At 49.3% G+C, this 21771-nt stretch carries 15 protein-coding genes; 11 read left to right on the forward strand and 4 right to left on the reverse strand.

From position 1 onward, the window contains the following. Nucleotides 1-22: 22 nt before the first annotated feature. Nucleotides 23-1207, reverse strand: coding sequence for a heparan-alpha-glucosaminide N-acetyltransferase domain-containing protein (locus J2Y43_RS20395; protein ID WP_309986470.1), 1185 nt, complete (start codon nucleotides 1205-1207; stop codon nucleotides 23-25). A gap of 355 nt (nucleotides 1208-1562) precedes the next feature. On the opposite strand from J2Y43_RS20395, the gene J2Y43_RS20400 reads away from it, so the two are divergent. Next, nucleotides 1563-3305 carry a serine hydrolase domain-containing protein gene (locus J2Y43_RS20400; protein ID WP_309986473.1) on the forward strand — a complete coding sequence of 581 codons (1743 nt, stop codon included), beginning with the start codon at nucleotides 1563-1565 and terminating at the stop codon, nucleotides 3303-3305. A gap of 29 nt (nucleotides 3306-3334) precedes the next feature. Here the strand turns inward: J2Y43_RS20400 and J2Y43_RS20405 are convergent, their stop codons facing one another. Next, complete coding sequence (locus J2Y43_RS20405) at nucleotides 3335-3958, reverse strand: hypothetical protein (RefSeq protein ID WP_309986476.1); 624 nt, start codon at nucleotides 3956-3958, stop codon at nucleotides 3335-3337. Nucleotides 3959-4037: 79 nt separating this feature from the next. Then, nucleotides 4038-4619, reverse strand: coding sequence for a Crp/Fnr family transcriptional regulator (locus tag J2Y43_RS20410; protein WP_309986478.1), 582 nt, complete (start codon nucleotides 4617-4619; stop codon nucleotides 4038-4040). Nucleotides 4620-4815: 196 nt separating this feature from the next. Between J2Y43_RS20410 and J2Y43_RS20415 the strand changes: the two genes are divergently transcribed. After that, nucleotides 4816-5412 carry a YdeI/OmpD-associated family protein gene (locus J2Y43_RS20415; protein ID WP_309986483.1) on the forward strand — a complete coding sequence of 199 codons (597 nt, stop codon included), beginning with the start codon at nucleotides 4816-4818 and terminating at the stop codon, nucleotides 5410-5412. Nucleotides 5413-5451: 39 nt separating this feature from the next. Here J2Y43_RS20415 and J2Y43_RS20420 read toward each other — a convergent pair whose 3' ends face one another. Continuing rightward, nucleotides 5452-5583: a hypothetical protein gene (locus tag J2Y43_RS20420; protein WP_309986486.1), complete on the reverse strand. Its 132-nt coding sequence runs from the start codon at nucleotides 5581-5583 to the stop codon at nucleotides 5452-5454. A 233-nt stretch (nucleotides 5584-5816) separates the two neighbouring features. Between J2Y43_RS20420 and J2Y43_RS20425 the strand changes: the two genes are divergently transcribed. The 9 genes from J2Y43_RS20425 (at nucleotide 5817) to urtB (ending at nucleotide 21763) form a co-directional block, all read left to right on the forward strand. Beyond that, nucleotides 5817-8789, forward strand: coding sequence for an RICIN domain-containing protein (locus J2Y43_RS20425; protein ID WP_309986489.1), 2973 nt, complete (start codon nucleotides 5817-5819; stop codon nucleotides 8787-8789). Between the two features lie 1304 nt (nucleotides 8790-10093). Next, nucleotides 10094-13252: a TonB-dependent receptor gene (locus J2Y43_RS20430; protein WP_309986492.1), complete on the forward strand. Its 3159-nt coding sequence runs from the start codon at nucleotides 10094-10096 to the stop codon at nucleotides 13250-13252. A gap of 10 nt (nucleotides 13253-13262) precedes the next feature. After that, nucleotides 13263-15050, forward strand: coding sequence for a RagB/SusD family nutrient uptake outer membrane protein (locus tag J2Y43_RS20435; RefSeq protein WP_309986495.1), 1788 nt, complete (start codon nucleotides 13263-13265; stop codon nucleotides 15048-15050). A 167-nt stretch (nucleotides 15051-15217) separates the two neighbouring features. After that, entirely contained in the window at nucleotides 15218-15814 is a 597-nt protein-coding gene (locus tag J2Y43_RS20440; protein WP_309986498.1) for a Crp/Fnr family transcriptional regulator, read from the forward strand. A gap of 69 nt (nucleotides 15815-15883) precedes the next feature. Then, nucleotides 15884-16588, forward strand: coding sequence for a CPBP family intramembrane glutamic endopeptidase (locus tag J2Y43_RS20445; RefSeq protein ID WP_309986501.1), 705 nt, complete (start codon nucleotides 15884-15886; stop codon nucleotides 16586-16588). 159 nt (nucleotides 16589-16747) lie between these two features. Next, on the forward strand, nucleotides 16748-17176 hold the full coding sequence (locus J2Y43_RS20450; RefSeq protein ID WP_309986505.1) for a nuclear transport factor 2 family protein: 429 nt from the start codon (nucleotides 16748-16750) through the stop codon (nucleotides 17174-17176). A gap of 238 nt (nucleotides 17177-17414) precedes the next feature. Beyond that, nucleotides 17415-18701, forward strand: a complete 1287-nt coding sequence (locus J2Y43_RS20455) for a hypothetical protein (RefSeq protein ID WP_309986508.1) — start codon at nucleotides 17415-17417, stop codon at nucleotides 18699-18701. Nucleotides 18702-18772: 71 nt separating this feature from the next. Continuing rightward, nucleotides 18773-20077 (forward strand): urea ABC transporter substrate-binding protein, encoded by a 1305-nt coding sequence (urtA, locus tag J2Y43_RS20460; RefSeq protein WP_309986510.1) that lies wholly within the window; start codon nucleotides 18773-18775, stop codon nucleotides 20075-20077. 48 nt (nucleotides 20078-20125) lie between these two features. After that, the gene (gene urtB, locus J2Y43_RS20465; protein WP_309986513.1) at nucleotides 20126-21763 is read left to right on the forward strand and encodes an urea ABC transporter permease subunit UrtB; all 1638 of its coding nucleotides are present in this window, start codon (nucleotides 20126-20128) and stop codon (nucleotides 21761-21763) included. Nucleotides 21764-21771: the final 8 nt, after the last annotated feature.

Below are 21771 nucleotides of genomic sequence, written 5' to 3' on the forward strand. Positions count from 1 at the left end.
GCCGGGCGCTCGGCTGACGGGCCTACAAATAGCTCAGCCACCATTTGTCTTTGTGCGCTTGTTTATAAGCATCGTATCGTTTGCACAAAGGATATAGACCGATTACCACAAATATCCAGATCAGATAGGCAGTGGGCAGGGAGAAACCATAACCCTTTAAGTCTTCGGTGAACCAGATCGGCTTGGTCAGTATCCATCGCCGCCAGTCTTGTCCGGTTGTTAGTGCCGATGCGAGCATCGCCATCGCATGGATTACGTAGATGTGAACCAGGTAATAGAACATGGGGACTCTGCCGAACACCGAGATCACCCTTACAGCAGGCCCTTTTAATCGCTCCGTAACAGAGAGGAACAGGCTCGCAGCGCCCAATGTGAGCAGTAGGTACGAAAGCGACGGAGGGTATTTGTTGACGTTAATGAATGATAAAAAGGTGAAGAAGGTATCTTTTTGCGGGGTCCATGGTATGGGATCGCCATAAGCGTTGAGCAGGCGTATCAGTAAGAAAGCGGTCAAAGCGATGAGGCCTGTCCACTTTAGATGGCGTTGTCTTTTGGTAACATCATACCCGGCCGTGTACCAGGTGCCCAGGCAATAGCCCAGCGGCATGACCGCCAGAAGCGGAACGATCGGATAACCGACCAGAAACATCCTATCGTTCCAGGTAAAAAAACGTTGATCATGCAACAATGACCAAAGGAAGGAGGGAAACGAATTACCGTCGAAATGAACGCCGTCGAGCAAGTCGTGCCCGGCGATGATCACCAGGCAAACCGGCAGGATTACCTTAACCGGCAAATAGATAAACGCAGCGAGAATTATCATGCTCAGGCCGAGCGCCCAGATGGTGATGAAAAAGAACATAGGAAATGCCAGGTTAAAATTCCATCCGAGGTTGATCACGGTCAGTTCCAGCACAATCAGCCAAATGCCTCTTTTCAGCAGAAACCCGCTTAGTTCTTGCTTGCTCTTTCGCTGACCGATCAGGAAAGCAGATGTGCCGGCCAGCAGCATGAATATCGGCGCGCAGAAATGAGTGATCCAACGGGTGAAAAATACGGCGCCGCTCGTCCTGGCCAGATCTAAGGGATCGTAGAAAAAAGAGTCTGTGAACAAGTAGTCCCTGACATGGTCAAGCGCCATGATGATCATGACCGTGCCGCGAAGCAGATCAATGGAGGTTATTCTGTTCTTAGCGAGATTGTCCATCGGTTTGATTTGGATGAATGCTTCAAATCTATCGCAATGAGCACTTATGAGGAACAAAGTTATTTCAGTGATTCAATAATCGTCGCCTATATCCAAAAAATATCTCTGTCCTGAGAACCATGTATCAAAATCTTTCTTTTCTCTTTACCATCTTACGCCTGATCAGATCTCGCGATAGCAACATTTACATTTTATTAACCTTCTTTTACAGACTGTTAACAGAAGCGAGGTTGAAAGCTTTTTAGATTTGCGGCCCAGCGCAATGGCGGCCACCGCAGTGGCGGCCCAGCGCAGTGGCGGCCCACCGCTGTGGCGAAGTCTTTGAGAACAAATAACCATTCTTACCAAACCATCCATGAAAAACCAACGCCTTTTTCTGATTCTTTCCTTTCTATTGGTAGTATTTCACGTTCAGGCGGATGATCTGGACGATTTTATCCGGAACCAGATGCGAAAGCGCGGTATTCCCGGTTTGTCCCTGGCTATCATTCAGGATGGGAAAATATTGAAGGCGCAGGCATATGGATTTATTGATAAGGAGGGAAAGGTGCCTGTCACGACGAACACCTTGTTTCAGGCGGGCTCGGTTAGTAAATCGGTTGCAGCAATGGGAGCCCTGTGTCTTGTTGAGAAGAGTAAACTTTCTCTGGATGAGGATGTTAATTTGAAGCTCAAAAGTTGGAAAGTGCCTGATAATGAATTTACAAATGATAAAAAAGTAACGCTACGTGGGCTCCTTAGCCATACTACGGGTCTTACCGTGCACGGATTCCCTGGGTACGCCGTGGGCGCAAAAATCCCCTCGGTAGTTCAGATTCTCGATGGGACAGCCCCGGCCAATACACCGCCGGTCCGGGTTGACTTTGTTCCGGGCTCCCGTTGGAGGTATTCGGGGGGCGGTTATACCGTCATGCAGCAACTAATGGTGGATGTGACGGGTGCTGATTTTCCCGAATTCATGAAAAATACTGTGCTTTCGCCATTGGGTATGAGAAACAGTACCTATCAACAGCCCTTACCTCCCGAACTGGCCAAAATGACGGCAATCGGCCACTACAACAATCGAAGTGCAGTGGAAGGTCGCTGGCACATCTATCCTGAGATGGCGGCAGCAGGACTGTGGACTACCTCTTCCGATCTGGCCCGATTCGCAATCGCTGTCCAGAATGCCTATGCTGGAAAATCAGGGAATGTATTGTCCCAGGCCATGACCCGCCAAATGTTGACAGATCAGAAAAACAGGGATGGGCTCGGTGTCTTTTTGCAGGGTGACAGTGCCACGCTCCGCTTCGGCCATAATGGGCGCGACGAGGGTTTTGATGCGCTACTTACTGCCAGTGTAGGCAAAGGCCAAGGCGTTGCGATCATGATCAATGCGAATGATAACTCGCATATGATGAACAGGATTGTTGATTTTATCGCTGACTATTACCACTGGAACGGATTTCCTGTAAAGACCGCAAAACCGGTCACGGTGGATGTGGATCCCAACACTTTGAAGGCATTCGAAGGCCGGTATGAATTATTTAACAATCGAATGGTCACTTTTCAGGCTGAAAATCAGCGGCTCTTTACTTTGGAGGATGGTTTTGTCGATGAAGAATTTGTGCCCGTCGCTCATAACAAGTTTACATCTACTGACCGCAATGTTTCGGTGATCTTCAATTCCGATGGCGCCGGAAATGTGATTGGCTTCACGCTTGAAGACAATGATCAAAACTACCAGCGAAAAGTACCGCGCATCGGACCGCTCGCCGCTGGCCAGAAAACCACTGCCGATCCCGATCCGTCACGCACACCCAAAATCATGGCGGCTTTGCAGGCCATGGTAAAAGGAGGTAAAATATTGGAAGAAGCGACCGGCTTCACCCCAGGCGCCAAACGTGATTTTGCAGGAGGCATGCGGGAGCCGGAAACTTTGAAATCATTGACTTTTATACATTCAGAAAACGTTGCAGGTCGGGGAATTCAGCGCCACGAAAGCGAGGTAAGCGAAATAGTGACGTACCAATTGAAATCCAATCAGCCGGACACCTATATACTCGTCCACCTGACCGCCGACGGCTTGGTTACGGATTGTGATCTCGTCGAAAAATAACAGCTGTTCGGAGCGGCCGGGCCTTGGTTTTAAAAATTCACCCCAAAATGAAGGCCCGGCTGCAAGAAGAAGACTCTCGGCCATCGATCATCAACCTGTTTGAACGAAGCAGGCATTGTTGATTGATAGGGGCGATGGGTCATTGCTATGGAAGGCTGAAAAAAAAGCCTGTCCTTAAAGAGTTTAATGTGATAACCAATGGAATAAGTGTTGAAGATTTGAAAGCCTTTGTCAATCTTCTTGCCGTCGTCATTTACAAAAGTCTGAAAGGCGGGCATCACATCCACTTGCGCAAAAAGACCCTTCCATAAAAACCTTTGATAATTAAGTGAAACACCGTGCTCGCGGATATAACCCGGAAACCCTTCTCCCTCTGCTTCATATGATTTTCCATAAGGAATACCAATGGGCCAGGCATATCTCCAAGTTTTGAATTCAAGCGAAATTACATCCTTCCCCGTAATGCGATAACCGAAGTTGAGGTAAACCATTTGAGGTGGATTGTTATCGGGCACTACATTCGCTAACATAAATAGGGTGCTGCCAATAAAAAACTTTCGGTAAGTACTGTCTTGCTTGGAATACTGAGCTTTAATTTGAAGAGGGAGGGCCATCATTAAAATCAAGGCTAAACGTAAACTTTTCTTTTGCATGTTTCAGCTTGTTAAGTGATACTGCAAAAGTAGATTGGCTGGGAGCTCAAAAACGTTCACCTAAGTTAAGAAATGACTCCTAACCCTTGTTTTTCTCCAAAATTCTGGCCCTTACCCTGCTTAATGACTGTGGCTTTATCCCAAGATAACTGGCCAGCTGGTGCTGCGGAACGCGTTGAACCAGATCGGGCCTGTTTTGTAACAGGTTCAAATACCGCTGTTCGGGTGAAGAGGTCTTAAACTCGTCGAAGTCTGTTTGTTGTTTGGCTAACAATTCCTCCGACAGCATTCTGCACATGATTTCAAACTTTGGAAATTTGCTGTTGATTTCTGCTTCCATATCAGAGTTGGAAATCAGGAGAATACTGTCTTCAACACAACTGATGAAATAATCGGAAGGAGTTTTATTGATAACACAATGGGGCGTGAAGGCATCCATTTCTGTGTAGAAAGCTGTTGTCTTCTCTTCTCCGGATTTGACGTAGTAAACTCGAATACAGCCTTTTAAGACAAAATAGCTCTCTTGTGATTTCTGCCCTTCTTTGAGCAAAATCGTCCCTTTCTTTACTGAGTGAAATATATCCAGAGAAACGATGGCGTCCTTTTCCTCGTCTGTCAACGAAATGTATTTTGATATAAAGTCGAATAGTAAATCGTGCATTGTTTTAGGTTGTTACTGTCGATTTTCGGGCTTGCCACCAACTCCTAAATATACGAACGTTTGGCGGCTGTATCCACTCAGGAAAACCGGCTTCGCGCTTTTATTTCGGTAATCTGCTGCAATGCAGCTCAATTGTAACTTCAAATTGGAAACAAATGCTTTTCTTGAACAGCGATTCATTTCAACCGATGCTACTATGCCAGCGAAAGACACAAAAGTTTTCACCCCCGCTAACCGACAGGAATGGCGGAAATGGTTGGAGGAAAATCATTTGGATGAAAGTGCGGTATGGCTGATTTACCATAAAAAATCTTCACAACTAACTACCCTCACTTGGAGCGAAGCCGTGGACGAGGCGCTTTGCTTTGGCTGGATCGACAGCATTGCCAGGCCCCTGGACGCTGAACGGTATATGCAGTTTTTCAGTAAAAGAAAGCCCCGCGGCGGCTGGTCGAAGATCAATAAGGAAAAAATCCGAAAGCTGACGGAGGAAGGGCGGATGTGCCAGGCCGGGTTGGATGCCATTGCCGCTGCTAAACAGAACGGTTCCTGGACCTTACTGGATGAGATCGAAGAACTGATCGTTCCCGGCGACCTCGCCAACGCATTGGCAAAAAATGAGGTGGCACTGTCTTTCTTTCAAAAACTAAGCAAATCGGATAAACGCCACCTGCTGTATTGGGTTTCTTCCGCTAAGCGGGACGACACGCGTCGGAAGCGGATCGACGAAATCGTTGAATTTGCCGGCCAGAATTTGAAGCCAAAGATACTGACCTGGACAAAAAAGAGCTAGTGCATGCGCGATTCACAAACCACCCTTCTCTCGCGCTGGTTACCCCTGTTTATTTTGCTGCAAACGAAACCTGCCATCGCCGTTCTTATCTGAGACGGCGCGGCGGGCGGATGCTTTCGCCACGCCGTTTTTTGAAGGCAACTCAGCCGGAGTAGGTTGATTTTTTGCCATTTTTTGGCTATTTAATACTATTCTGGACTTTTTGCCCCCTTCATTTGGACTATTTCGTACCCATGCATAGTCCGTTGGCGATCTACCTTTGATGCAATGAATCCCTGTTATTGTGCTAATCTATCTGAGTGCGAGCAAGCCGACCTCCTGACTTTGTGACTTGGGAGCGGAGATATGAAGCCAAAGCGGCGGTTCATCTGAGCAATTTCAGCAATCACTTAAACACATGCAATATGGACAAAACCTACGCAATGAAACCAACACACAGCTACCAGCCGATCCCAAATCACGGCCCGTACGGGAAATTCCCGCGGTCACCAAAATGGGGGCGCGATGTGAATCAAAATAATGTTGGAAAAGGAGCAACCGGATTGGATATGAAATGGATATTATTGGTCTGCTGCTGGCTGACATTCCTTTCGGCAAGCACGTCGCTTGCTCAGACCTACAAATGGAAAAACGTTCAGATGCTGGGCGGCGGGTTTGTGACGGGTATTATTTATAGCCCTACACAGCAGAACCTGGTGTACGCACGCACAGACATAGGAGGGGCCTATCGATGGGATGCCGCCAACAAAGTCTGGATCCCGCTTTCCGACAGCTTCGCTTCGGGGGACGAATTCGGCGTGGTTAGTATGGCTACCGATCCCTCCAATCCGAATCGGGTGTATATGGCAACGGGCCTTTACACGCAGTCGTGGGGCGCAGCAGGTGCCGTCTATGCCTCTACCGACAAAGGTGCGACTTGGACACGCAATAGCCTATCAATTAAGCTCGGAGGGAACGAAAACGGGCGCTCGGCCGGTGAACGCCTGCAAGTAGACCCGAACCTGGGGAGCACCCTTTTCCTGGGTTCCAGCACAGACGGGCTCTGGAAGAGCACCAACTATGGATCTACATGGAGTAAAGTCAGCAGCTTTCCGGTCAGTTCCAGTCCGGTTGGTTCCGGGGGAATTGCATTCGTACTTTTTGATAAAAGCAGTAGTTCATCCGGTACAGCTACGAAAACGATTTACGTGGGCGTCATGCAGACAGGCACGAACCTGTACAAGAGCACGGACGGCGGAGCTACCTGGGCGGCAGTATCAGGCCAGCCGACCAATCTGATGCCTCATCAGGCGGCGCGGGCTTCTAATGGCATTATTTACCTGTCCTATTCCGACGCCAATGGCCCGAATAACGTGGGCGCCGGGGCCGTATGGAAGCTGAATCCAGCCGGGAATACCTGGACAAACATATCCCCACCGTCCGGGCAGGGCGGCTACGGGGGCATTTCCGTCGACGCTCAGAATGCCAATCACGTAATCGTAAGTACTTTGGACCGCTGGTGGCCGCGCGATGAGGTTTACCGCACGACAGATGGTGGCAGCAACTGGACCGCCCTGTTGACCAATGCGACTTGGGATCATTCTTTGGCTCCGTATGCAGCTACCATGAATCCTCACTGGTTGGGTGATGTGGAGATCGATCCATTCAACGCCGCTAATGCCTGGTTTGTAACCGGTTATGGGGTCTACAATTCGAATAATCTCGGTGCAAGCCCGACCAACTGGATATTTCAAAACAAGGGCTTGGAAGAAACCGCGGCCCTGGAACTGATCAGCCCGCCTGCCGGTGCTCCGCTTTTGAGCGCGCTGGGTGACATTGACGGTTTCAAACACGACAACCTGGATGCTTCGCCGTCGGCCGGTCGTTTATCGCCTCAGTATGGCACCAGCCTCAGTATCGATTTTGCGCAGGGCGTTCCCGGTTTTATGGCTCGTACCTATAACAATGCCGGCGGCAAATACGGCTCCTATTCTACCGACGGCGGCAGTACCTGGACGTCCTTTGCCAGCGTACCTGCCGGAGTGACCGGTGGTGGCAATATCGCAGTTTCCGCCGACGGCAACAGGCTTGTGTGGGCCCCCGAAGGCGCCTCCGCTATGTATTTTTCTACCAACCGCGGAACGTCATGGACGGCCTGCGGCGGTGTGCCAGCCAACTTAAAGCCCATATCCGACCGGGTGAATTCTCAGAAATTCTATGCATACGACCCTGTGAATGGCAGGATTTGGGTGAGTACCAACGGGGGATCTTCCTTTTCGATACAAGCCACCGGACTACCGGCTGTCCCGGATTATCAGGCATGGTTAACCAGGATCCGGACCGTTTTCGGTTCGGAAGGCGACATCTGGCTTGCCAATCCGAATGGGGTGTATCGTTCTACCAACTCAGGCACCAGTTTTACCCAGGTGGGCAGCGCACAAAATGCTACGGCAGTTTCATTCGGAAAAGCAGCTCCGGGGAAAACCTATCCGGCGGTCTTTATCGTCGGTACCGTGAGCGGCACCTCCGGCTTCTACCGTTCGGACGACGGCGGGGCGAGCTGGACGCGTATAAACGATGCCCAGCACCAGTACGGCACGGTTACTACCATTACGGGTGATCCGCGCGTGTACGGCAGGTTGTACCTGGGAGGGACCGGCCGGGGAATTATTTACGGAGATATACAAAATTCGGCCTCGGTTATTTCCGGAGCAACTTACCGGGTTATCGCAAGACACAGCAATCTGCTGGTGGACGTCGTCGGCGCGTCAACCGCCGATGGCGCGCAGGTAGATCAGTGGCCTGGCAATGGCGGCTCCAACCAGCATTGGGTAGTAACGGCCGACGGAAGCGGGTACTATACTTTGAAGGCGGTTCATAGTGGCAAGAATCTGGACATCAGTGGGTTTTCCCAGGATGACGGCGCGAAAGTGCAGCAGTGGACAGCCGGCGCAGGCACCAACCAGCAGTTTCAGTTGATTGATTCAGGAGACGGTTACTACCAGGTCAAGGCGCGGCATAGCGGTAAATGTCTCGACGTAGCAGCTGCTTCCACAGCTGATGGCGCCCTTATCCAGCAATGGGCCTGTAACAATGCAACCAACCAGCAATTCCGGCTCGAACAGGTAAGTACCGGAAGCGCTTCCCGGTTGGCAAGTCCGGAATCGGTAGAATTTGAGCCAAGTGCAACGGCTTATCCCAATCCTTCTTCCCGACTTTTCCAGATCAGAGCATCTTCCGATTTCAATTATGAAATCTATGATTCGGTAGGCAGGAAAGTAGAAAGCGGCGAGGGAAAAGACGGAGCCCTTGTCGGTCACGCGCTGAGACCTGGCCTGCATGTAATCAGGCTGCGCATGGAAGGCGCAAGCAAGGTTATCAAGCTATTTAAACAGTAAATGAAAAGTAAGAAGGTTTGAATGGTTTGCATTCAGCTCGACCACGGGAAGTGCGTGACCCATAGACGTGAATCGCGTATAAGATAACCTGGGATTTCGGCTATTATCCGAGCTCCATTTTTAGATGTAGTAGTTAATCTTGGCCGGGGATTTACTCCGGCCAATTTATTTCTCCGGGCAACCGTTTTCTGTTTGGGATGACAAAAAAATCATCCCCCCGATAGTCGGGAGGGGATTAAGCAATATCTTACTACAACGCTTAATCTATACGATTAATCGCCCTCAATTATAGCAATTTCATATTGACCCTGAAAGTTTAGATCAGATTATTGAATTCATTTTCGACCAATAGCCAAATTATTTAGATGAATGAGGGCAATTGTGAAGACGAATGCGGTATTCGTCGATTGATAGGTGTACGTATGTAAATATCAAATGGTTATGTTTTTTCCTTCGTTCTGGTTGAAAATAGGGAAATAGTTGAAAAAATGATCGACGTATTTTAAGAACAGGTTGGAAAACGGGGATTGCTTTCTTACGCCTATGTTATCCTATGGATATTTTATATCACAAGCTTTTCCAAGTAGTTTAATAAACCATTGCTTATACCTCATTTCGGTATTTAGAATTCTAGGATGCTGGAAATATCTGGTTGCTGCATTATGAGAAATAACAAATTATCATTGAATATTATGTTTGGTAATATTTTTCTATATAATTGTCTTTAATTGTTTAAAATATCAAAATGCAGTCAGAATAAATCAAATATTGAAACATTATTGGTGCTATTTCACTTTAAAATTGTGCTGAAAAATCAGTTATTCTGTGCACTTGCTCCACTTGTCGGCGGAAAAGATTGAGAACGTTAATTTATGTCTATCCGATAAGCCAATATCTCCGACAAGAAACAGGGAAGATATTTTTTTGAATCCCTTAAACTGCTTGAAGAGGCCGTAATATGAGTCTTAAAGCGGTGTTTTGGATGATTTTAATTCCTTCGATGGTGGGAGTAGCTTCAATATATCCCGTATCATGGTTTTGAATTTTTAGTAAAAATTTTTCACTTCTGATGATGTTGCTTACCCATTTCAATTATCCACTAATCTCTCACATTCCTCCCTATCACCATGATTTGTTTTCCATCGTATTTATCTATCCCTGTTTCATAAATCTTCGCCTATGACTAAAAAAAGCTAACAGTATCTAAACTCCATTTAAGGCAACGACCGATTTTTTTGGTCGGGAAGACTTCCTATGCCCCAATTGAAATGACGGTATTCTAAACCATGTATTAATTGAAATTTATGACCAAAACGCTTTACCTAAAACGGCTATACCCACCCGCAGGTGTGTGCCTGGCTATGATGGCGCTCGGCGTAAGCCAGCCCCTGCCGCTTATGGCATCCGGCCTGCCCGGAGTGAAAACAGCCCTTTTGCAAGCAGACGTTACTGTGAAGGGAAAGGTTACCGAGGAAAACGGAACCCCGCTGCCAGGTGTAAGTATCCTTGTAAAAGGGACAAACACAGGTACAACCACGGATGCCTCCGGAGAATATACGATCGCAGTTCCCAATGCAGAAGCCATCCTCGTATATAGTTACGTGGGTTTTGTTAAGCAGGAAGTCGCGGTAGGCACAAGGACCTCCATTGATGTGACGCTGGTGGGTGATTCGCAGGCGCTCAGTGAGGTGATTGTAGTGGGATATGGAGAGCAGAAGAAGGAGACATTGACCGGGTCCGTCACAACGGTGAAAGGGTCCGAGGTCGTAAAATCTCCGGCGGTCAACGTGAGCAACAGCCTTGCCGGACGTCTGCCGGGGGTAACATTGGTTTCACGAAGCGGCGAGCCCGGACAAGATGGATCTACGATCCGTATCCGTGGGATGAACACACTGGGTAACAACGATGCCCTTGTGGTGGTGGATGGTATTCCAGGTCGTTCACTGGATCGCATTGACCCCAATAGCATCGAAACGATTTCCGTTTTGAAAGATGCTTCTGCTGCGATTTATGGCGCTCAGGCCGCAAACGGAGTTATTCTGATCACCACCAAACGCGGTAAAACAGGAAAACCTACCATTACCTTCAATGCCAACCAGGGTTTCAGCCAGCCTACCATTCTACCTAAAATGACGAACGCATCGGAGTATGCGCAAGCGTTGAACGAGGTGGATCTGTATAGAAATCGCCCGCCGCGGTATACTTCCGAGGATATTGCCAAGTTTGCCGATGGTTCGGACCCATGGAAATATCCGAATACGGACTGGTTCGATGAAATCTACAAAAATTGGTCGGGTCAGCACTTTTATAACGCTACTGTATCAGGCGGCGGCGAGGCTGTGCGCTATTTTGTTTCCCTGGGCACCAAAACCCAGGACGGATATTACAAGAACAGTGCGACCAAGTACACGCAGCATGATTTCAGAACGAACCTGGATGCGACCATCACCAAGAATATCAGTCTGCGTTTCGACGTATCGGGCCGCATGGAAGATAAAAACTATCCTACGCGCTCAGCGGGAGATATACTGTGGATGGTGATGAGGGGTAAGCCGAATATGCCCGCCTACTGGCCAAACGGCGCTACCGGGCCGGATATCGAGTACGGAAATAACCCTGTTGTGGTGAGTACCAACCAAACCGGATACGACCGTGATAAATGGTATGTTCTGAACAGTACATTACAATTGAATGTCAAAATTCCATGGATTGAAGGACTTTCATTCACCGGTAACGCCGGGGTCGATAAAGGGTTCAATTTCAGAAAGCGTTTTCAGACTCCCTGGTATCTCAATTCCTGGGACGGGACCAGCCGCGATGCGAGCGGACAGCCCATACTGGTGCGCGGAAAGAAAGGGGTAGGTGATCCTAACCTTACCCAATATACGGAAGACAAGCAGGATATTTTGCTGAATGGCTATCTTAATTACGATAAAGCCATAGGTACCAATCACATGGTGAAGTTCCTGGTGGGTACTGAAAAGAGAACCGGTAATGGCGACAAGTTCAATGCCTTCCGCCGTTATTTCGTATCGACTTCCCTCGATCAGCTCAATGCAGGCGGGGATGCCGAGAAGGACAATGCCGGAACGGCCTACCAAAGTGCAAGGCTGAACTACTTCGGACGTGTCAATTACAGCTACAAGGAGAAATACCTGATGGAGTTTGTATGGAGGGTCGATGGGTCCTACATCTTCCCCAAAGCAAAACGTTTCGGGTTTTTCCCGGGCGTGTCCGCGGGATGGCGCGTTTCGGAAGAGGGCTTCTGGAAAAACAATGTGAGCTTTATCAATCAGTTCAAACTTCGCGCTTCGTGGGGACAAACCGGTAACGACCGTATCGAAGAATGGCAATATCTTGGGACCTATGGTTTCCAGAACCAAAACATGGTGTTCGGTACCAATATTGAAAATAAAACATTGGGAGAAACCCGTATCCCCAACCCGAACGTGACATGGGAAGTAGCCAGCCAGGGAGATATCGGTTTCGATGCAAGCTTGTTGAATGACCGGATCAATATTACTTTCGACGTATTTGATTACCGTCGTTCGGGATTGCTCTGGAAAAGGAATGCTTCCGTGCCTACTTCAACGGGTTTGACCCTTCCAAGCGAAAACATCGGAAAGACGTCGAACAAAGGGTTTGATTTCAATGTGTCGTATCGCGGCGATGTGAAGGACCTGAAATACACGGTGTTTGTGAACGGCGGGTATGCGATCAATAAGGTAAACTTCATTGACGAAACACCGGGACGCCCCGACTACCAACAGGTTACCGGGCATCCGCTCCCCACCAAGCCCAGCGATCCCAATGCGCCATTCGATCCGGACCGTGACCTGTACTATCAGGCAATCGGAATCTTCAAAGACCAGGCTGCCGTGGATGCGTATCCGCACTGGGGAGGTGCGCGTCCGGGAGACGTAATTTTTCAGGACGTGAACAACGATGGCAAAATCGATGCGAGTGACCGTGTCCGCAACTACAAAACGGATGTGCCCCGCTTTCAGGGCGGCATTGGTGCCAACCTGAGCTACAAGGGCTTCGACCTTTCTATCCTGTTTCAGGCCGCTACCGGTGCACTTCGTTACCTCTCTCTGGAAAGCGGTGATTTCGGAAACTACTGGAAAGAAGATTTTGATGATCGCTGGACTCCCGAAAACATCAACGGTTCCAAACCGCGTGCGAGTAACAGAAGTGATGAGTATTGGAGATCACAGCGGAACACGCACCTGCTTTTCAATACCAACTACATCAGGCTGAAAAACCTGGAATTTGGTTACACCCTCCCGATGGGACTTGCCAACCGTCTTGGCTTGCAGAACGTTCGCTTGTATGTGAATGGAAACAACCTGGCTACCTACTGCCCGGGCCTGAAAGGATTCGATCCTGAGGATAACAACACGGGCGGTATCAACTACCCGCTTTCCAGGGTCGTAAATGGCGGTTTATCGTTGACTTTTTAAGACATTATATATGAAAAAGATTGTAGCTTTTTTAACAGTTGCGTTCAGCTTTGGCAATTTGACTTCCTGTAACCAGGATTTTCTTGACAAGCAGCCGCAGGACCAGTTTTCGGAGACCGCGGTTTGGAGTGATCCGGCGCTGATCCAAACGTTCATCAATAACACCTACCGGGGGCTGGGCCACGGCTTCAACAACGTGATGTTCTCTACTTACAGCGATGAGTCCATGGCTGTTTGGGGACCTGTTGTAAACGTAACCAAAGGCCTTATTAATGCCAGTGATATCAACGACTGGGCTTACGACCGGGCCGGATATTTCGTGTGGGACAATGTTTATAAAAATATCCGTGCAACCAACCTGTTTTTCAGTAAAATTGAAAGCGCTACCATGCTGGATGCTGCTACCAAGAACATGTATATGGGTGAGGAGCATTTTGTACGGGCTTACCTGTATCACAATCTGGTATCCGTTTATGGTGGCGTGCCGCTGGTGACCCAGGCATACGGCCTCGGCGAAGAATATTCCATGCCTCGGAATACCTATGAAGAGTGTATCAAATTCATTGCGGATGAATGTGATAAAGCCGCTGCGCTGCTCCCTCTGACGCAGTCTGCCGCCAACGCGGGCCGCGCCACCAAGGGAGCTGCCCTGGCACTTAAAGCACGTACGCTTTTGTATGCAGCCAGTGATTTGTACGCCAATCCGACCTGGGCGGCCGGATATGCCAATCCGGAGCTAATCGGTTACAAAGGCGGTGACAGGGCTGCGAGGTGGAGAGCGGCCAAGGCCGCTGCAAAGGCCGTTATGGACCTGAACATTTATAGCCTCAACGCGCCGAACCCGGCTACATTGGCCGAAGCCTCCAAAAACAGGGCAGATATGTTTGTATCGAAACAATCACCGGAGGACATTCACGTGCGTTTCTTCCTGGCGAAACTGGATAACGACGGCGCATGGCCGGGACGTTCCAATGGCCCTAATGGCTATCACAACTGGGGAGGAAATACGCCGCTTGGCCAGCTGGCGGATGACTACGAAATGAAGGACGGTACCAAATTCTCGTGGTCGAACCCGGCGCATGCCGCAGATCCGTACGTAGGGCGCGATTCACGTTTCTATTCCGATATTTTATACGAAGGCGCACCATGGAGACAACGCCCGGCCGACGTGATCGACAAAGATCCGAAAGGGATTATTCAAACAGGCTATTGGGAAAAATGGAACCCGACTACTTCAAAAGTGGAAGTAGTGGCCGGGCTTGATACCCGGAAAGGCCCTATCGAAGACTGGAACGGGACCTATTCAGGGTATTATCTGAAAAAGTTTATGGATCCGGCAGTGGATGCCCAGTTTTTCAGGTCTGAGGTGCCCTGGAGATTTATCAGGTATACAGAGATTTTGCTGAACTATGCGGAAGCATGCCTCAACCTGGGCGAAGAAGCCGAGGCTAAAAAGTACCTGAACATGATCCGCAAACGTGCCGCCATGCCTGATATTACCGAAACCGGCGCAGCGCTGATGAAACGTTACCAGAATGAGCGCCGCATTGAAATGGCTTACGAAGAGCAGCGGTTTTTCGATGTCCGTCGTTGGATGATCGCTTCCCAGGTTTATTCGAATGCACGGGGCGTCGAACCAACCTACAAGCTAAATCCCGACAAAACAACCGCTGCAAAACCAACTTACAAGATCATTGAAGTGCAGGAACGTAAATGGGTGGACAGAAATTACTTCCTGCCCATTAAGCTGGATGAAATGAATAAGAATAGCAAGCTGATTCAGAATCCAGGGTATTGATAAAGTGCGTAAAATGAACGCCGGACTCTCAGTTCGGCGTTCATTTTTTATGACAGTCGGATCTGCTTTGGTACGCAGCCACTGCTTTCATGTTCTTATTGTGGATTGGGGTGTCTTGGCATTTCCTTACTTTTACGACGCTACCAAATTCACAGCGTGTTTTTCGAATGAATGCCGACTATCATCCATCTGCTGACGCCATCGAAAAAGTATTTGCGCCTTACTATAAGGCGGATATGAAAATATGGAAGGGGTTTTCGGAGAAAATCCAGGTTCGAAAATTCTCCAAATCGGAGATCATCAAGGATTACAATGCGATAGAGAAATACCTGAATATCATTGTGAAGGGCTCTGCTGGCCTGTTTGTGTGGAACGGCAACAGGGATGTATGCATCAACCTGCTATACGAGCATAATTTTATGAGCGACTATCTTTCGTTTTTGAACCAGCAGCCCACTGTGATTAAAACCGAGGCATTGGAAGACACTGTCCTATGGTCTGTCTGCCATGCCGATTTAAATGCGCTTTATGCGGCAAATAAAACCGGGCTACGGATCGGTAAGGCAGTCGCCGAAATTTTATTTGTAAGAAAGCAGCGAGAGCAGATCAACCTTTTGACCCAGGATCCCGAAGAACGTTATCTCCGGCTGGTCGCGGAGCGCCCGGAAATATTTCAACGCACCCCGCTTAAGGTCATCGCCTCTTACCTGGGCCTGACGGCAGAAAGTTTAAGCCGCATCAGGAAAAGGGTTACAGAACGTTAGAACTTACCCAAAGTCAATTTTATTCTCCTTTCTTTCTCATAGCTTCGGGGATTCATTTCGGACTATTTTATGAAAGGCAAGATCAATATCCGGGCGATTGTTTTATTCTACGTTATTGCGGTTGCTTTCAGGTTTGCGGCCGTCAAGACCGCCTTATTGGAACAGGTAAACGACGAGTACCTGAAAATCCTGTTACGCGGTATCGGACCGGCGGTTGGCGCCGTTGTGTCTTTCGCCGTATTTCAAATTCCTTCCCGCCTTTCTTTGAAGGGAATTTACAACAGCTTTATGCTGCCTTTTGCCCTATACTGGGCCTTGCCGGCCGCATTCACCGCTTCCGTTTATTACTTGCATAATGGCCGGTTTCCTATTGTATTAATGTTCACCGTTTTAGTATATGGATTGTTGGAAGAGATCGGGTGGCGCGGATTTTTGCAGCAGCAACTAAAACTGCTGCCGAAGATTTATTCTATCACCCTCATCGCAATTCTTTGGTTTAGCTGGCATTTGAATTTTGATTTAAACACAAGTAACCTCATTTTCTTCGGGATCATTTTCCTTGGAAGTTGGGGCATCGGAAAAGTATATGATAAAACGGCTTCCCTTCTGGCTGTCGCCGGCGTCCATTCCCTCAACAACTTTTTCAGAAACGGCCTGCATGAAGCAGAGCTCTTCGCAATTGCGATATTACTGGCGATGTGGATAATGTTTATTGTCTGGTATGACAAAAAGAATGGGTTTACGGCTACCGCGAAACATAGCCGGTTGAAGTGATTTTAAAAGCAGGAAAATCATAAAAGCTGACACCATAAACACCGGCAAGCTTGCCGAGTCGGAAGTCGGCGGAAACTCCGTCAAAGCCTTATCTGATCCACTTGATGACAAAGGAACATTAACTCAATACAAGGAACATTAACTCAATACATGGATACTATGAAAAACACGTTTTTTACATTTTGTTTGATTGCAGTTTCGGGCACTCTTTTCGCACAAGAAAAACGGGCAGACGAAGGATTGATCCGTATTACCCTTAATAACTATATCGAAGGAAGAAATAATGGGGATACGGCTCGGCTGGCGAGCGCATTTCACAGGCAGGCCGATCTCCGGTTCCGTAATGACGAAACAGGGAACCTTGTTATCTGGACTCTCCCTGAATATATAGGCAAATTCACGCCCGGGAAAAAAATGAACTGCACAGGCAAAATCATTTACGTCGATATTGCGGGAAGTGCTGCGCAGGCAAAAATTGAACTCTACTACCCCGACAGGACTTACGCCGACTACATCAATCTGCTCAGAATAGGCGATAAATGGGTGATTGCAAGCAAGGTGTACTCGCTTTATTCCAATGGCAAATGATAATATGGTTCACTTTCGCACATAGCTCGGTTCGGCGTCCCATATCTTGTTGTACGTAGGTAATGTCCAGCAGGGTAATATGTACAATGTGCAGCTTTTGGTCGAGGTTTTGCTCTATTTTATTAAAATTCAACAGTATACTATGAACTTTTCAAGAAATTAGGTTGAAGATTTGTACGTACGTAATACTATCGTAAATTTGAATTAAATTACTTACGTAACTAAATCGACGACCATCATGAAAAGACTTTTCCTGAATGCAGGTTTGTTGCTGATGCTTTGCCAGGGCATCGCGCTGGCCGATGGCGGTCCGGATGCCCGGGACCGGAAGACTGCCCGTAAAGTGCGCGTCCTGCGCGAGCTTCCCGGTTATCTGGCGCCAAAGGATTCGGTGAGGACGGCCGAAAAAGCAGAGGACAATTTCAAGCCGTCTATCCACGTGGGTGCGATCGTGCATATGTTCGCTTCTGCCGAGCAATCGGGTTTTGGAGGCAATGTTGCCGACAAGGCAAGTGACTGGAACAAAGGGTTTTCGCTTTACCGGGCGCGGGTGCTCGTGGGCGGGCAGCTTTCCAGGAAAGGGAGCTTTTTCATGGAGACGGACCTCCCGTCGCCGATCGGAATCCAGCTCGGCGATAGCACCAAGAATGTAAAAGTGGCGCCGATCCTGCTCGACTGCCAGTACGAGTACGCTTTCTCAAATGCATTCCAGCTCATTGCCGGTATGCAGCTGGTTTCGAGCAACCGCAACGGCTTGCAAGGCGCAGCAGGGTTGATGGCCAACGATTTCACGTATTTTCAATATCCCTATAACCTTTTCGCCAACAGCCCGCTACAAGGCAACTTCGGCCGCGATCTGGGTGTGAATGCGAGAGGGTTTCTTTTAAAAGACAAGCTGGAATACCGGCTGGGTTTGTTTACGGGCAGGAATCTCGACGGTCAGGCGCCGTTACGTATAGTGGGGCGCGTTGCTTATAACTTCCTGGATCCCGAAAAAGATTACTACTATGCCGGTACCAAGCTCGGCGCAGGCAATACCATCGCCTGGGGCGCAGGTTTCGATACGCAGGGCTCTTATTATAACGTAGGTACAGACCTTTTCATCGATAAAAAGGCCGGAGAAGCGGGCTCTGTGACCCTGAATGCCGCATTTCAATACATGACGGGCGGTACCAATGTCAATTCGAAATACACTTTTGCCCGCCAGATCCCCAAGCAAACCGTGCAGTTCCTCGAACTGGGCTATTATTTCAAAAAATCACGAATCCAGCCCTGGGTGCGTTACGAGAATCAGAATATCTCGGCAACCAAAGAACAGGTGGGCTCGGAGCTGATCGACAATTTCGACAAAGCCAAATCAAGCAGCGTTTACGGCGGCGGGGTGAACTATTTCTTTAATGGAAGCGCCACCAATCTTCGTCTTTCCTATGTAGCGCGCAAGCATAACGTGGCCGACGCGGGTGGTGCGTACAGCTCGAAGACCTACGGCCAGGTTTGGTTGCAAGTACAGTTTTTCCTATTTTGATCCGTTTCGGCGTATTTGGAAGGGTTTCTCTTGATCTTAATTTTCACTCATATCACTATTAAAATTGACCGATGAAAACATTCAAAATGTATTGCCAGGTAGTATGGATGGTTGTGCTGGTGCTCGCACTGGCGGCTTGCGGCGGCTCTGGTTCAGGAAGTAACCAGGAAAGCAAAAAGGAGACCGTGAAGGTGGGTATCCTGCATTCGCTGAGCGGAACGATGGCGATTTCGGAAGTTTCTCTGAAAGACGTCGTGCAAATGGCTATCGACGAAATCAATGCAAAAGGCGGCGTGCTCGGTAAGCAGATCGAGCCGGTAATCGTGGACCCGGCGTCGGACTGGGACCTTTTTGCGGAAAAATCGAAAGAATTGTTGCTGGATAAAAAGGTATCCGCGGTTTTCGGCTGCTGGACGTCCGTTTCGCGCAAATCGGTACTGCCGGTTTTCGAGGAAAATAACGGCCTGCTTTTCTATCCCGTGCAATACGAGGGCGAGGAATGCTCTACCAGCGTGATTTACACGGGCGCTACCCCGAACCAGCAACTGATCCCGGCCGCGGAATACATGATGAGCGAAGAAGGGGGAGGGTACAAGAAGTTTTATTTGCTGGGTACCGACTATGTTTTCCCCAGAACAGCCAACAAAATCTTGAAAGCGTTTTTGCTCTCGAAAGGCGTTCCCAAGGAGAATATTGTGGAGGAATACACGCCATTTCACCACCAAGATTACCAAACGATCGTTTCCAAAGTGAAACAGTTCGCGGCAGGTGGCAAGGCATGCGTACTTTCGACGATCAACGGCGACTCGAATGTGCCTTTCTACAAAGAATTCGCCAATCAGGGACTTTCGGCAGCCACTTGCCCCATTATGGCATTCTCGGTGGCGGAAGACGAGCTGCGCGCAACGGATACCGAATTCCTGGTGGGGCACCTTGCCGCATGGAATTATTTCCAATCTAAGGAATCGCCTGAAAACAAGAAGTTTGTCGAAGATTTCCGTGCATTCTGCAAGAAAAACAATCTCCCCGGCGGCGATAAAAGGGTGACCGACGATCCGATCTGCTGGGCTTACACAGGCGTGTATCTGTGGGCGAAGGCGGCCGAAAAAGCAGGTTCGTTTGAGGTGTCCAAAGTGCGCCCCGCATTGTACGGACTTGAATTTGCTTCGCCGGATGGTCTGGTTAAAATGGATATGAAAAACCACCACCTGGCCAAGCCGGTAATGATCGGAGAGATCAAGCCCGACGGCCAATTCGATATCATCTGGCAATCTACCGGCCTGGTGAATCCGGAGCCCTGGTCCAAGTTGACTTCCCCTGACAAAGACTGCGATCACGTGGGTCACGGTGGAACGTATACCGTAGCAAGTAAGTAGGCATCTGTCCCACAGCGGCCATCGCGGCCGCATTTAACATCCATGGTTATGAACTGCATTCAAAAGGTGTGGCTGGTGATCCTTTTGTCCATCGGAATCGGCGGCGGAGCGTTCGCACAGCAGGCAGACAGCATTTCCATTCAGGTTGCGGCTGTGCTGAGCCCGCCGAATGACACGGCCCGCAGCCAGGCACTCCGGTACCTGGCCGCGCAGAAGGACCCGGCAACTTTCCCGCTGCTCGCGGCGATTAATGACAAGAAGCTTTATATGCTGGACGGCAAACCCGTAACCACGGGCGAGGCGGAAAATTCCGGCGGAAAAGAGGTTTTTACGGTCTTTTACCTCTATCCGCAAAACAAGGAGGCGGCGGACAAGCTGCCGGCCGACCGGCTGCAAAAAGTGGAGATCAGCAGATCCGAAAGACTTATACTCAACGTTGTTTTGCCCTATCTGAATTTGACCAGCCATGATCCCCAAAAGCGGATCATGGCGTACGGTCAGCTCGTAAGCGCGCAGGACACGGGGAAAATCGCGATCCTTGCAAAAGCATTGCGGCAGGAGGCCGACGCCGGTGCGCTTACGGCCGGAAAAGAAGTGCTTTTTCAGCTGAAATTGGATGAAGCATTTTCCGAACCCGAGGCAAAGGCATACATCGACAGCCTGGATCAAAACTGGGGAGAAAACGTAGGGTTAATCCTCAAAAAATATGCGGAAGAAGGGAATGTCGTGTCGGCGCGGGCATATGCTGCGGAGAAGGTAAAGTCCCTTGAAAGCCTTCAAGGGCGTATCGAGAAGGCGCAAAACCTGTTTAGCGGCATTAGTCTCGGTAGTATTCTCATCCTGATCGCGCTCGGCCTGGCGATTGTTTACGGACTGGCGGGGATTATCAATATGGCGCACGGCGAGTTTCTGATGATCGGGGCCTATACGACCTATTGCATGCAATCGCTTGTTATCGATACCCTCGGCGTTAACTCCGACCTGTATTTCTGGGTTTCGATCCCGGCGTCATTTATCGTGGCGGGCGCATTTGGACTGGTGCTGGAAAGGCTGGTGATCAGGCATTTGTATGCCCGGCCGCTGGAAAGCCTGCTGGCTACCTGGGGCGTCAGCCTGATCATGGTACAAGCTGCCCGAAGCATTTTCGGGGACCTCACGGCGGTAAAAGCACCCGCATTTCTGGCAGGCGGATGGCAACTGATGCCGCATTTGGTGTTGCCGTATAACCGGTTGTTTATCATTGGATTAACAGCAGTGGTGGTGTCGCTTACCTACCTGATGCTCTACCGCAGCCGCCTGGGTATCCGCATTCGTGCGGTCACGCAGAACCGCACCATGAGCGCGTGCCTGGGTGTGGAGACGCGCCGTGTGGACGCGATCACATTCTTTTTGGGCTCCGGATTGGCAGGTCTTGCCGGGTGCGCGATGACGCTGATCGGCAACGTCGTGCCGGATATGGGTCAGACCTACATTGTCGATTCGTTTCTCGTAGTGGTAACGGGTGGCGTGGGCAAGATCGCCGGGGCTATTGTGTCGGGCCTGGGGATCGGTTTTCTGACCAAGGTCCTGGAATCGTTCTACGAGGCTGTTTATGGAAAAGTGCTCATTTTGGCGCTCATCGTGGTCTTCCTGCAATTCAAACCCCGCGGGCTCTTCCCCGACAAGGGGCGGATCGCCGAGGATTGACCTGTCAA

Origin of the sequence: Dyadobacter sp. BE31 (assembly GCF_031457695.1) — a bacterium.
GTDB lineage: Bacteria > Bacteroidota > Bacteroidia > Cytophagales > Spirosomataceae > Dyadobacter.